16 protein-coding genes and 1 pseudogene are annotated in these 11,840 nt (G+C 70.4%); 9 read left to right on the top strand and 8 right to left on the bottom strand.

What is annotated here, in order from left to right:
• Window positions 1–63 precede the first annotated feature (63 nt).
• Window positions 64–1,158 (top strand): DUF5925 domain-containing protein, encoded by a 1,095-nt coding sequence (locus ABZ027_RS27270; RefSeq protein ID WP_356772823.1) that lies wholly within the window; start codon window positions 64–66, stop codon window positions 1,156–1,158.
• 21 nt (window positions 1,159–1,179) lie between these two features.
• Window positions 1,180–1,932, top strand: a complete 753-nt coding sequence (locus ABZ027_RS27265; protein WP_356772821.1) for a DUF72 domain-containing protein — start codon at window positions 1,180–1,182, stop codon at window positions 1,930–1,932.
• Between the two features lie 73 nt (window positions 1,933–2,005).
• On the opposite strand, the gene ABZ027_RS27260 is transcribed toward ABZ027_RS27265, so the two are convergent.
• The gene (locus ABZ027_RS27260; RefSeq protein ID WP_356772819.1) at window positions 2,006–2,377 is read right to left on the bottom strand and encodes a GntR family transcriptional regulator; all 372 of its coding nucleotides are present in this window, start codon (window positions 2,375–2,377) and stop codon (window positions 2,006–2,008) included.
• A 72-nt stretch (window positions 2,378–2,449) separates the two neighbouring features.
• Here ABZ027_RS27260 and ABZ027_RS27255 point away from each other — a divergent pair, with 72 nt between their 5' ends.
• Together ABZ027_RS27255 and ABZ027_RS27250 are read left to right on the top strand one after the other, a co-directional pair.
• A complete protein-coding gene (locus ABZ027_RS27255) occupies window positions 2,450–3,379 on the top strand; it encodes a GNAT family N-acetyltransferase (RefSeq protein ID WP_356772817.1) in 930 nt (309 codons plus the stop codon).
• Window positions 3,360–3,860 carry a DUF402 domain-containing protein gene (locus tag ABZ027_RS27250; RefSeq protein WP_356772815.1) on the top strand — a complete coding sequence of 167 codons (501 nt, stop codon included), beginning with the start codon at window positions 3,360–3,362 and terminating at the stop codon, window positions 3,858–3,860. Before ABZ027_RS27255 ends, ABZ027_RS27250 begins: the two co-directional genes overlap by 20 nt.
• Window positions 3,861–3,917: 57 nt before the next feature.
• Here the strand turns inward: ABZ027_RS27250 and ABZ027_RS27245 are convergent, their stop codons facing one another.
• Window positions 3,918–4,547 carry a class I SAM-dependent methyltransferase gene (locus tag ABZ027_RS27245; RefSeq protein ID WP_356772813.1) on the bottom strand — a complete coding sequence of 210 codons (630 nt, stop codon included), beginning with the start codon at window positions 4,545–4,547 and terminating at the stop codon, window positions 3,918–3,920.
• Window positions 4,548–4,687: 140 nt separating this feature from the next.
• Between ABZ027_RS27245 and ABZ027_RS27240 the strand changes: the two genes are divergently transcribed.
• Entirely contained in the window at window positions 4,688–4,819 is a 132-nt protein-coding gene (locus ABZ027_RS27240) for a hypothetical protein (RefSeq protein WP_356772811.1), read from the top strand.
• Between the two features lie 39 nt (window positions 4,820–4,858).
• On the opposite strand, the gene ABZ027_RS27235 is transcribed toward ABZ027_RS27240, so the two are convergent.
• Both ABZ027_RS27235 and ABZ027_RS27230 read right to left on the bottom strand, forming a co-directional pair.
• Window positions 4,859–5,716: an alpha/beta fold hydrolase gene (locus tag ABZ027_RS27235; RefSeq protein WP_356772809.1), complete on the bottom strand. Its 858-nt coding sequence runs from the start codon at window positions 5,714–5,716 to the stop codon at window positions 4,859–4,861.
• 172 nt (window positions 5,717–5,888) lie between these two features.
• On the bottom strand, window positions 5,889–6,335 hold the full coding sequence (locus tag ABZ027_RS27230) for a MarR family winged helix-turn-helix transcriptional regulator (protein ID WP_356772807.1): 447 nt from the start codon (window positions 6,333–6,335) through the stop codon (window positions 5,889–5,891).
• Between the two features lie 108 nt (window positions 6,336–6,443).
• Here ABZ027_RS27230 and ABZ027_RS27225 point away from each other — a divergent pair, with 108 nt between their 5' ends.
• Window positions 6,444–6,818, top strand: coding sequence for a cupin domain-containing protein (locus tag ABZ027_RS27225; protein WP_356772805.1), 375 nt, complete (start codon window positions 6,444–6,446; stop codon window positions 6,816–6,818).
• A gap of 67 nt (window positions 6,819–6,885) precedes the next feature.
• Here the strand turns inward: ABZ027_RS27225 and ABZ027_RS27220 are convergent, their stop codons facing one another.
• Entirely contained in the window at window positions 6,886–7,782 is an 897-nt protein-coding gene (locus ABZ027_RS27220) for an ImpB/MucB/SamB family protein (protein WP_356772803.1), read from the bottom strand.
• Between the two features lie 55 nt (window positions 7,783–7,837).
• On the opposite strand from ABZ027_RS27220, the gene ABZ027_RS27215 reads away from it, so the two are divergent.
• From ABZ027_RS27215 to ABZ027_RS27205, 3 genes are all read left to right on the top strand, one after another.
• Window positions 7,838–8,089 (top strand): hypothetical protein, encoded by a 252-nt coding sequence (locus ABZ027_RS27215; protein WP_356772801.1) that lies wholly within the window; start codon window positions 7,838–7,840, stop codon window positions 8,087–8,089.
• A gap of 13 nt (window positions 8,090–8,102) precedes the next feature.
• Window positions 8,103–8,279, top strand: a complete 177-nt coding sequence (locus ABZ027_RS27210) for a helix-turn-helix domain-containing protein (RefSeq protein WP_356772965.1) — start codon at window positions 8,103–8,105, stop codon at window positions 8,277–8,279.
• Window positions 8,280–8,369: 90 nt separating this feature from the next.
• Window positions 8,370–8,876: an SUKH-4 family immunity protein gene (locus tag ABZ027_RS27205; protein WP_356772800.1), complete on the top strand. Its 507-nt coding sequence runs from the start codon at window positions 8,370–8,372 to the stop codon at window positions 8,874–8,876.
• A gap of 124 nt (window positions 8,877–9,000) precedes the next feature.
• On the opposite strand, the pseudogene ABZ027_RS27200 reads toward ABZ027_RS27205, so the two are convergent.
• From ABZ027_RS27200 to ABZ027_RS27190, 3 genes and pseudogenes are all read right to left on the bottom strand, one after another.
• Window positions 9,001–9,207 (bottom strand): annotated as a pseudogene (locus ABZ027_RS27200) (transposase); the annotation flags it as partial.
• Between the two features lie 94 nt (window positions 9,208–9,301).
• Window positions 9,302–9,448 carry a hypothetical protein gene (locus ABZ027_RS27195; RefSeq protein ID WP_356772798.1) on the bottom strand — a complete coding sequence of 49 codons (147 nt, stop codon included), beginning with the start codon at window positions 9,446–9,448 and terminating at the stop codon, window positions 9,302–9,304.
• 385 nt (window positions 9,449–9,833) lie between these two features.
• A partial coding sequence (locus tag ABZ027_RS27190) for a LuxR C-terminal-related transcriptional regulator (protein ID WP_356772796.1) occupies window positions 9,834–11,840 on the bottom strand: 2,007 nt, incomplete at its 5' end.

The raw sequence follows: 11,840 nt of genomic DNA, 5'->3' as shown, positions 1-11,840 counted from the left end.
TGCACTCCGGTGCAGTACGGAAAGCGGGTGCACGAGACCCGAACGTGCCGGATCATGGCGGTCATGTCTGCGAACCCACACGACGCTCTGCCGATCCGGCTCAACGTCGACGACAGCGACTCGCCGTCCGATGTCGTCGACGCGCTGTTCCTCGGTCGCTTCGCGACGGGCGAGCAGCCGTACTCGCACGCGGCCAACATCGACCGCGTGCGCTCCGGGGCGACCCTGCTGCCCCCCGACGCCCGGGTACTGCGCATCGCCCGCGACGACGACCGCAGCGCGACGCTGGCCGAGGGCGACGGCTGGACCCTGCTGGTCTCCCGCTGGAACCGGGGCGCGGACGTCACGGTCACGGCGACCACCGCGGAACTCGCCCAGAAGGTCCTCGACCAGGCCACCGACGGCGCGGCGGACGAGCCCGAGCCGCAGCCGGAGAACGTGACGATGGGCTTCTGGTACGTCTCCCCCAGGCGCGGCCCGCACCGCACCACACGGCAGATCTCCGCGGGCACCTGGGACGAGGTGCGGGCCAACTACACCGCGCCGGTCGCGGACGCGATGGACGTCCTGATGAAGACCACGCCGGAGGACATCGCCGGCCGTCTGCTGCTGCTACACGGCCCGCCGGGCACCGGCAAGACGTCGGCGCTGCGGACCCTTGCGCGGTCCTGGCGGGACTGGTGCCAGGTCGACTGCGTGCTGGACCCCGAGCGGCTGTTCAGCGACGTCGGCTATCTGATGGACATCGCGATCGGGGAGGACGACAGCACGGGCAAGGGCCGCTGGCGGCTGCTGCTGCTTGAGGACTGCGACGAACTGATCCGCGGCGAGGCCAAGCACACCGCCGGTCAGGCGCTGTCCCGGCTCCTCAACCTCACCGACGGGCTGCTGGGCCAGGGCCGTAACGTCCTGGTCGGTGTGACGACCAACGAGGACCTGGAGCGCCTCCACCCGGCCGTGGTCCGCCCGGGCCGCTGTCTGGCCCGTATCGAGGTGGGTCCGCTGACCCGCCGGGAGGCCGTGAGCTGGCTGGGCGACGAGGAGGGCGTGGGCCGCGAGGGCGCGACTCTGGCGGAGCTGTACGCGCTGCGGCGGGGCACCTCGCCGACGTCGCTGCCGGAGCCCCGGCCGGGGACGGATGCGGGGCTGTACCTGTAGGGCACGTGCTTTGATGGGTGTATGACCCTGTTCGTCGGCACGTCGGGGTGGCAGTACAAGGACTGGCGGGGTGTGCTCTACCCGGCCGGGTGTCCCACGCGGCTGTGGCTGGAGGAGTACGCGGCGCGGTTCGCGACCGTCGAGATCAACAACGCCTTCTACCGGCTGCCGTCCCGGGAGACCTTCGAGGCCTGGCGGGAGCGCACCCCGCCGGACTTCGTCGTCGCGGTGAAGGCCAGCCGTTATCTGACCCACATCAAACGGCTGCGGGAGCCCGAGGAGCCGGTGGACCGTCTGATGAGCCATGCGGCGGGCCTCGGCGACCGGCTCGGTCCGGTCCTGCTCCAGCTGCCACCGACGCTGCGCGCGGACGCGGGGCTGCTGGACAGCTGCCTGTCCTGTTTCCCGGCCGGCACGAGGGTCGCGGTCGAACCGCGCCACGACTCGTGGTGGACGCCCGAGGTGCGCGGGGTGCTGGAAGCCCGCGGTGCCGCCCTGTGCTGGGCCGACGTCCGCTCCCGACCGGCGACCCCGCTGTGGCGCACCACCGACTGGGGCTACGTCCGCTTCCACGTCGGCCGCGCCCGGGCCTGGCCGCACTACGGCAGGCAGTCCCTGAAGACCTGGGCCGAGCGGATCGCGGACACCTGGTCCGAGGGCGAGGACGTGTTCGCGTTCTTCAACAACGACCCGAACGCGGCGGCGGTGAGGGACGCGGTGGTCTTCGCGAGGGCGGCCGACAGAGCGGGCCTTCCCCCCACGCGCACACCGTGAACGGGCGTCCACGACGACGCCCGGCCTCACCCTTCAGCGACGTAGCCGAGCCCAGACAGCCCCCGCCCCCCGCTCACCCCGCCCGGTAAGCCGCCCGCAGGGCATCCCGGACCGCGACTAGCGCCGCGTTCTCGTCCAGCCCCAGACGCCGGACCCGTTCGACGTACGCCTGGGCGGCCGACGCCGCCTCGCGTTCCGCCGCCGAGCCCGCGGCAGCGACGTACGTTCCGTTGCGCCCCCGCGTCTCGATCACCCCGTCCGCCTCCAGCGCGCGGTACGCCTTGGCGACCGTGTTCGCGGCCAGGCCCAGCGACTCGGCCAGCCCGCGGACGGTCGGCAGCCGGTAGCCCACCGGCAGCACTCCCGAGCGCGCCTGCTCGGAGATCTGCGCCCGAACCTGCTCGTACGGCGGGGCGCTCTCATCGATGTGGATCTTCAAGGTCACGCAGGCGATTGTCCCGCACCCGGGCGAAAATGAGAGGCACCGGTAGGCATCTCCCCCGTAGCGTGCGCCCATATGACCATGACTGTGCGCGACCTCCGTCCAGGGGTCCAGGCCGACTTCGAGGGCTTCGCCCGTGTCCGCCACCTCGCCCTCCCGTTCTATCTCGTCACTCCGGGCTCCCTCGCCTACGACATCGCGCACGCCCATCCCGACTCCCACTACCGGCCCCTGGTCGCGGAGGAGGACGGGGAGGTGATCGGCACGGCCCAGGTCGGGATCGTGCACGACAGCCCGGAACCGGGCCAGGGTTACGTCAACGTGTACGTGCACCCCGAGCGCACCCGCCGCGGCGCCGGCTCCCAGCTGGTGCGTGCCGCCGAGGAGTACCTGGCCGGCCTGGGGGCGACGAAGCTGTTCGCCTGGGTCCTGGACGAGCCCGGCAACCGTGCCTTCGCCGAACGGCACGGCTATCGCGGCAGCCGTGCCGCCCACTTCCTGCGCCTGGACCTGGCGCACGGCACGCTGCCCCCGCTCCAGGACCCGCCGCCGGGAGTCGAACTGCGTACGGGCGCCGACTTCGCCGACGACCCTCGCCCGCTGTTCGTGCTGGACTCGGAGACGATGTCGGACGAACCCAGCGACATCTCCTACGAGTTCACCGATTACGAGGCCTGGCTGGCGGACACCTGGAACCACCCCCTGCTCAGCCGCGAGCTGACCTCGGTCGCCGTGGTCGACGGCGTCCCGGTCGCCTTCAGCGCGGCCCGCACGGACGGCGGCACCCGCTACGGCACCGTCATGACCGGCACCGCCCGCGCCTTCCGCGGCCGCGGCCTGGCCAAGCTCGCCAAGACCGACTCCCTGCACCGTGCCCGTGCCGCGGGGCTCACCGAGGCGTTCACGGGCAACGACACCGGCAACGAACCGATGATCGCGATCAACAAGTGGTTCGGTTATGAGATCTGTGCGACGGAGAGGCGTTATGTCCGCGAACTCGGCTGAAGGGGCGCGCGTGGTGGAGGTGGTCCTCGTCAAGGCGGGCCGCACGAAGATCCGTTACGAGGCGGGCCTCCTCGACGACGACGGCACCCGGATCGCGGTCCGTGCCCCCTGGGCCGGTGAGGGCGTCCGCGACTTCGGCTTCGTCCGCTTCGAGCCGGGCGATGTCTTCACCGAGCACTACTGGCGTGACCGCTGGTACGCCGTGAAGGAGGTCCGCGACCGGGCCGGCGTACTGAAGGGCTGGTACTGCGACATCACCCGCCCGGTCGTGCTCGTGGGCGCCGAGCTCGTCGTCGAGGACCTCGACCTGGACCTGTGGGTCTCCGGCGACGGCTCGGACGTACGTCGGCTGGACGAGGACGAGTTCGCCGAGAGCGGTCTGGCGGACCGGGACCCCGGTGCGGCGTCCGCCGCCGTGGCCGCGCTCGACGAGCTGGAGGCACTGGCCCGCGAGGGCCGCCTCACCGCGCTGCTCGGCTAGGAAGGCACTGAGAACCTTGGCGGGCTCCCCCCAAGGTCTCGCCTCCACCCCGACCCCTCACTCCACCGTCGCCACCGCCACGTACCGCTCGTCGTCCACGTCCTTCCCCCACAGCCGCGCTTCGTCCGAGAGCCCCTCCACGCGCACTCGGCCGCCGAGCGGGGCGAGCAGGGCGGTGAGCCGGTCGGCGGGTATGCCGACCGGGTGGACCGTGCCCCACACACCCTCGACCAGCACCAGCCGCCCTTGGGGGCGCAGCAGCTCCCGCCAGTGCCGCAGGGCGCGGCCGGGGTCGGGCAGCGCCCACAGCACGTGCCGGACCAGCACCACGTCGAAGCGTTCCTCCCCCACCGGCGGCTGTGCCGCGTCGCCGACGAGGAACACCGCGTCCCGCCCGGCGAGCTTGGTGCGGGCGAGGGCCACCATGTTCGGGGACCCGTCCACCCCGGTGACGCGGTGCCCCTGCTCGGACGCGAGGAGCGACAGACTGCCGGTGCCGCAGCCGAGATCGAGGATGTCGGCGGGATGTCCGGGCAGCCAGTCCCGCAGCCGCTCGGCCCAGGCGCGGCGCACCTCCGGGTCGCGCAGGCCGTGGTCAGGTTCGTCGTCGAAGGACTCGGCCCGCGCGTCCCAGTCGACATCCGTCGAGGTCATGGCGGGGGTCGTGGCACCACTCTCGTTCGTCATGGGCCCAAGAGTGACACGCGCCACTGACACTCGAATGGTGACAGCGGCCACTGACAGACCGGCAACCGATGAGCAACTCTCCCTCCACAGGTCTACCTCCGTGAAAACGCGGAACTCGGTAGCCCCTGGAGGAGGCAGCCATGCGCCGTATGACCGTGCAGAAGCCCCTGAAGAAGACGGGCTCCCAGGTCCGCGAGGAGGCTGAAGAGCGCCCCGCGGGACGCCCGGAGGTCCGCAAGGACATCGCACGCACCTGGTGGCCGGACGCGTGAGACTCCAGGCCCCTCAGTCCAGCCGCCGCTTCGGCGCCCTCAGCTGAACGCCGACGCGCAGGTGGTGGGCTCGGCGTGGGCCGGGTCCAGCGCGTTGGCCACCTCGTGGAACGCGATCCGGTCGAACAGTCCGATCGCCACGTGCTCGGACAGGTCCACCGGGCACAGGTCCTGGAGCAGCACGTTGCGCACGCCGGATCCGCTCAGGAACTGACTGCGGTACGGCGTGACCACCTCGTCGTACTTGCTGGCGAGGACCGTGTAGCGGACGCCGGGCACGGTGTCGCCGCCCGCGTTGAGCCTGGTGAGGAAGGCGGAGCCGACGACCTGGTCGGCGAGGGCGGGGGTGTTGGTGGTGAGCAGGTCCGCGATGCCGGGGAAGTACGGCAGCAGTTCGGTGAGCCCGGAGAGTGTGGTGCCGTGGTTGGAGGGTGCGATGCCGACGAGGGCATTCACCTTGGCGGCTCCGCCGAGGAATTTGAGGTAGTAGCGGGGCATCATGCCGCCCTGCGAGTGGCCGACGATGTCGGTCTTCTCGGCGCCGGTCGCCGCGAGCACCCTGTCGACGTACGCCTTCAACTGCTCGGCGGACTTGTCGATGGGAGCGAGGCCGTAGAAGAGCGGAACGCCGGAGAGCTTGCCGTAGTCGAACGAGAAGACGCAGTAGCCGCGGTTCTCCAGGTACGGCGCGAGGGCCAGCCAGTTGTCGACGGAGTTCGCGAAGGTACCGTGCACCAGGACGACGGGCCGGGGGTGGGCGGCGGACGGCTTGCAGGAGTAGTCGTTCCAGCCGACGCTGGAGGCGACGGCCGCCTGGGCGGTGACGGGGACGAGGGCGGCCGCGGCGGTCAGCAGCAGCGCGGTCAGGGGTCTGAGCACTCGTTTCCAGGGCAGCATCGAGTGATCTCCTTGCGGCTCAAGGGAGTTGCGACGGCTCTACGCCCTGTGATCCGGATCACAAGAATGCTGTTCACTCGTCAAGTTACGGACGAGTAGTGCCGTTGTGAAGTTACGCGTCAGTAAAAACTTCCAGTGGTAACCATCGAGGACGGTCACCAGTGGGGAGTCGTCACCAGGTGGGCCTGATGGGGCCACGGGGAGCAATACGCCCCAACCGGTCACGCAACGCGCGCACTTCGCCCTCACCGAGGATCGCGGCCCACGCACCGACAGCCTCCGCGGCCGCCTCCTCCGCCGCACGAGTACAGGCCCACCCCTGCCCGGTCAGCACGACCAGCCGGGCCCGCGCATCCTCGGGATGCGGCCGCCGCTCGGCATACCCCTTGCGCACGATCTCGTCGACCAGCTGACTGGCGGCCTGCTTGGTGACTCCCAGATGGGCCGCGAGGTCGGTGACCGTCGCACCGCCCGGGGCGAGCCGGGCGAACGCGAAGCCGTGCGCCGGCCTGACCCCCTCGAAACCGCGGGCGACGACACCCTCGTGAATGCGCTGCGTGAGCTCAGCGGAGACGGCGAGCAGGGCGGCGGACAGGGCAATGGCGTCGGAGTTCTGCACGGACGCATTCAAACACCCTTGACGAATTGGTCAAGCTGCTTGACCATCGGACGCATAGTCAAACTGCTTGACCATTATTCCATCCGCATCCATCCGCAGGAGACAGCCATGCCCGTAGTCCGCCCGTCGGAAGCCATCTCCCACGAGATCCACGGCGCACGCTTCATCTCGTACGCCAGTCCCCTCACCGGCAGCGAGGAGCTGTGCGCCTGGCGGGCTGAGATCCCGGCCGGGACCAGAGCTCCCGTTCACACGGTCAACCGCGAGGAGATCTTCCACCTGCTCATCGGTGAACTGCTGATCACCCTCGACGGCCGCACCGAGCGGCTCACCGCGGGCGACACGGCGATCATCGGCCGCGGAGCGACCGTCGGCATCGAGAACCCGACCGACCACACCGCGATCTCCTGGGTCACCACGTCCATCGGCCTGGAGGCGGAACTGGCCGACGGCACACGCCTCACTCCACCGTGGGCCAACTGAGATCCAGGGCCGGGAAGGCGGGACCCGCGCCGCCGGCGCCGGGAACCAGTGATTCTCGCCCGAGCCGTCAGTCGGCCAGAGTCGCTGGGCGGACGGTCCCGGGTCCGAAGCGTCGGCGGGCGCGGTCGGCGGCGGCTTCGGCCGCGTGGGCACGGGCGTCGCCGGGATCCAGAGAGAGCTGCCGGTAGGCACTGCCGGCCGGCAGCAGACCGTCGGCGCGGACCGTGAAGGCTCGCACTCGCGCCCGCTGCAGCCCGAGGGCGGCCAGCAGTCCCAGGGCAGTCGCGGCCAGGGCGGGTGAGTGGTTGGTCGGTTCCGGCAACGTCTGCGTACGCGTGCTGGAGCTGCGGTCGGCGTACCGCACGGTCAGGGTGAGCCGGCCGGCGATCTGGCCCTCGCCGCGCAGGCGCCCGCCGATCTGGTCGGCGAGTCCCAGCACGGCCCGGTGGTGCCACGCCGGATCAAGGCAGTCCCGCTCCAGCACGAGGTCGGCGACCAGGAGTACTGCCGGCTCCGAAGGGCTGACCGGACGGGGGTCATGGCCGCGGGCCCGCTCGGCCACCAGGCGGGCCGAGCCGGCTCCGAGCAGTCGCTGCAGGGTCGCCGCGGGTGTGTCGGCGACCTGGCCGATGGTGTGCAGTCCGTATCTGTTGAGCGTTTGTGCCGTCGCGCGCCCGACCCCCGGCAGCGCGGTGACCGGGCGGGGGTACAGCCAGGTGGCGGCCTGCCCGTCGCGGATCCAGGTGGTCTCTCCCGGCGCGGACGCGTCGGCCGCCATGGCGGCCAGCATGCGGTTGTTCGCGAGCCCGGCGCTGCTGTCGACGCCGTAGAGGGCCTTCAGCCTCATCTTCGCCAACTGGAGAACGTCGTAGGGGGACAGGTCGAAGTATCTGAGTGCCGAGGTGAGATCGAGCTGGACGGCGGTCGGCGGGACGGCCTGCACATGGGGGGTGATGCCAGACATCAGTTCGATTATGTCGCCGTACTGAGCCTCGTTTGGCTCCGAGGCAAACGCGGTAGTGGCCCCGGCCGGCGGTTCAGAAGACCTGGCCAGGGCGTTCCGGTTGGCACGCGGCGCGCTTGAACTCGGCGGCTCCCATGCTCCGCCGGTTCGCACCATCGAGGACCTGGGGGTGGTGGGCCTGTTGCTCCAGCTGGAGGACCACCGGGCCGTCGCGAGCTTCAGTGATCGCGTGCTGGGGGCACTGCGCCAGAGCGAGCTCGAACGCTCGACAGACCTGATCCTTACCCTGAACCTACTTGGGCCATGATTGCCGCACCGATGTGGCAGCTCAAGCGCTCTTCGTTCACAAGAACACGATCTCCCAGCGGCTTCGGCGCATCGAGAAGCTGACGGGACTCTCCTTCGGAAGTCCTTCAGACGTCTTGCAGTTCAGTGCCGCCTTGGCAGCTGACGACATCCGGGCAGCATCGGACCCATCGGCAACCGGGCGCTACTGAACTTGAATCCGTGATGTCGGGGTCTACCGCTCGGCAGCGGGGCCGGCTCGCGGCTTCCCCATGACGCGAGAGTACGAGGACGATGTCCGCGTGATTCGAGACCTGCCGCCGTTGCCGTTGCCCCAGTACGCCGTGGTCCGTATCGGCTGCTCACCAGAGGTGCCCACTGAGATCGCCGCCGATCTGCGGCAGATCGGCGTCCCGGCAGGGCTTATCGGTTACGAGTACCGACCGCTGACCGAGGCGGCAGTCCTCGGCGGCATCGACGAGAGCGGGTTGGTCGTCTTCGGGACCAGCGGTCTGTTTGGACACATCGCCATTGATGTGGCTTCGCGTCGCATCGTGCACATGCCCACAACAGAGTCTTCGACCGTCAATCACGTGAACAGGGACCTCGGAGCCTTCCACCGGTGCGTCGCGGCCACCATCGCCCGTTTCCCGTTCTACGAAGGCGAGGAAGACAGATTCGACGAGGCGGCGGACGACCTTCGCGAGCTCCTCGCCACCCTCGATGACACCGCGCTCGCACACAACGGGCTATGGGAGACCCTGTGTGACGACGTCGCGATGGGCGACTACGCGAACTGGGCGGACTGAAGCACGTCAGCCCTCCAGTAATCAGCCCCGTGGCCGTCAGGCAGCCGTCGACCAGCTCTGGTCGGTACTGGATCCTTTTGAGGCAACGCTTCACGGCGCGGGTGATCTGACTGAGGTCCGCAGCGGCGAGGTTGCCGATGTCGCGTTTGACCAACGACCAGACGCCCTCCTGCGGGTTCAGGTCCGGGGCGTAGGTCGGTAGCTGGAAAACGGTGAGCCAGGTGGTGTTGGCCTCGAAGAACTCTCGCAGCGGCGCGACCAGGTGCATGCGCAGGTTGTCCCCCACCAGGACGATCGGAGCGCCGAGCTGGGGGTGGGCGCGCCCCGACATCACCCGATTAAGTTCAGTAGTCCGTCCCTCCCCCGGAGTGCTTTGCGCGTCACGGCGTGTCGGCTCTTGGTATTTCTGAGTGATGCGGTGGTGTTCACGCTGCGCTTCGGCGGGAGGTGCAGAGCGTGACAGGGTGGGCCCAGCTCTTGATGTCGACATGGATCAGGTCGCCGAGGCGGTCGTGCTCGTAGCGGATGATGTCGCGCAGTTGCTCACCTGTCGGCGGGTCGCGGTCACGCACGCGGTTGAGTCCTCGCCGCACGAGAATGCGGTGCACGGTGGCTGGCGCGACCGTGACGCCATGCAGCCGCCTGAGGCCGCTGGCAAGGCGGGTGGGCCCGTACTGGTCTGCCGCCGCAGCGCTACTGCCAGGGCGACTTAGGGTCCTTGCACTATGTCCGCCCGGGTCGCGCGGCCTGGCACCGCACCTCGCCGCGTTGCCGAAAGCCCTGGTAGCTCCTCCCCGACGCCCGAACCGAACTCGCGCGGGGGACCCCCAGCGCGTGCTCTCCGGCGCCTTGCGGCGCACGGCACCAGACCTCGCGACCTGATCGGGCGCTCATGGTGCAAGGCCCCCTCAGTACTGGGCCTCAGCGCGCCGCCCGGTCCCTCCCCGAAGGCGGCGGTCAGCCGATCAGATGCAGCCCGTCCCCGAAGTCGATGCGCGCGAGATCGGCGCGCGAGACGATACCGAGCTTGGGGAACACGTTGGCCAGGTGATGACCCACCGTGCGGGGGCTGATCAGCAGCTGAGCCCCGATCTCCCGGTTGGTGAGCCCCTGCGCGGCCAGCCGTGCGACTCTCAACTCCTGCGGCGTGAGGATGGCTGCGGTGTCCCGGGCCGGTGAGTTGCGGCGCTGGTGCTGCCCCGTCAGCTCCTGTTCGGCCCGGGTGCGGACAAGCAGGGGCGCCGCGTCCAGTCGCCGGAAGGTTTCCGCCGCTTCGGCGAGCTGGGTCCGGGCGTCGGTACGGCGGCGGGCCCGCCGCAGCCACTCGCCGTACAGCAGGCGCGTGCGGGCGTAGTTGAAGGGCCGCGACCGGGCTCCGGGAACATCCAGCGCAAGCCGGAACTGCTTCTCCGCGTCCGTTCCGGAGGCCAGCAGGGCATGGACAAGGTGCGTCGCGGAGATCGCCCACGCCGCCCCGGTCCGTTCGGCCCACCGTCGCAGCAGCCGCGCCTGTTCCTCGGCCGTCGCTCGCTGTCCTGCCTGGACCGCGGCTTCGGCGGTGTCGGGCGCGGCGAGCACGGCGACGGTGGGGTGTGCCGCGTCGTGCCTCTGCTCGGTCAGCCGGACCAAGCGGTCCAGCGCCTCCTCGGCCCGGCCGGCGAAGAGCGCCGACATGCCGAGGTTCCACTCCGCGCAAGCGCTGAAGACGCGCACCCCACGCGGCACCCACACCTCGTTGGTCCGGGCGGCGAAGTCTGCGACGGTCTGCTCATCGCCTTGCGCGGCTGCCAGCCACCCGAGACCGGCGCGGCACTGCTCCGCCAAATGGTCGTCACCGATTCCCTCGGCCACTTGGAGCCCCTCAAGGGCGTTCGCCGTGGCCGAGGTCCAGGAGCCTTGCGCGATGTCCAGCGCCACGGTCTGGGCCAGCGCCTGGGTCAGGGCGGTCATCTGGTCCGTGTGCCGCAGCGCGTCGGTCTCGCGGCGGAGCGCCTCCTGAAGGGAGGAGTCGATGCCCCAGGCCACCGCCAGCGGCGACGGTGGCATCAGGAGCCAGGAACTGCCGTTGAGCTGGGTGAGGATGTCGGCGCCGGGGGCCACGATCTGGTCGCGGTCATCGGCGCCGCCGGCCTCTTCCTCCGTCCACCATTCGCGCAGCAGCGGCAGCAGATCGGCGTTCGGGAAGTTCCCTTGCGGGAGCCGCCGTTCGAGCCGCTGGAGCGTCTCGCGCTGCAGTTCGCCATGATTGGCCGCCCACGCCGCCCGCAGCGCCATGCTGCCGAGTCTGAACGCCTGCCCGGCATCGGTCACCCGCTCCATGTCCCGGGTCAGCTGACGGCAGGCGGTTTCCACATCGCCGTGCGCGAACTCGATCAGCCCGCGCAACCCCTGGCTGAGATCCGCGACCGTGGATGCGGAGGAAAATTCTTCGGCCCGCTCCAGCATTCCCCGCGCCACGTCGACGTGGCCGGCCTCCCAGGCCGCCCTCGCTCCGTGCGCCAGCCGTCTGGCCGCGTCGTTCATCGAGGGGGACAGCTTCGCCGCACGCCGCAGGGCACGGGCCGCTGTGGCGCAGCCGCCGCGGGCCCAGGAGCGGTGGGCCGACTCCTCCAGCAGCCGGGCCACCTCCTCGTCGGGTCCGCCCGCGGCTTCTACAGCCGAGGCGAGGTGCCAGGGGCGCAGCTCGTCGGCATTCTCGCCGGTCAGGACGGACGCGAGCGCGCGATGAACCGTCTGCCGGTCCGCGGCCGGCGCCTCCTCGTAGACCACCGCACCCATCAACTGGTGGCGGAAGTGGATCCGGCCGTCCGGGCGGGTGGTGAGCAGGCCTGAGTGTGTCGCCTGGTCCCACGCGACTGCGTCGAGGCCCAGTACCTGTCCGGCCTGGCGCAGGGTGTTGCGATCGCCGCGGTCATCGGCGGCGGCGAGAAGGAGCGCGGTGCGGGCAGGCGCGGACAATTTCTC

The organism is Streptomyces sp. NPDC006332 (genome assembly GCF_040612855.1).
Classification (GTDB): domain Bacteria; phylum Actinomycetota; class Actinomycetes; order Streptomycetales; family Streptomycetaceae; genus Streptomyces.
Note: the sequence above shows the minus strand (reverse complement) of the source record. Positions and strands in the feature narration are given on the sequence as shown.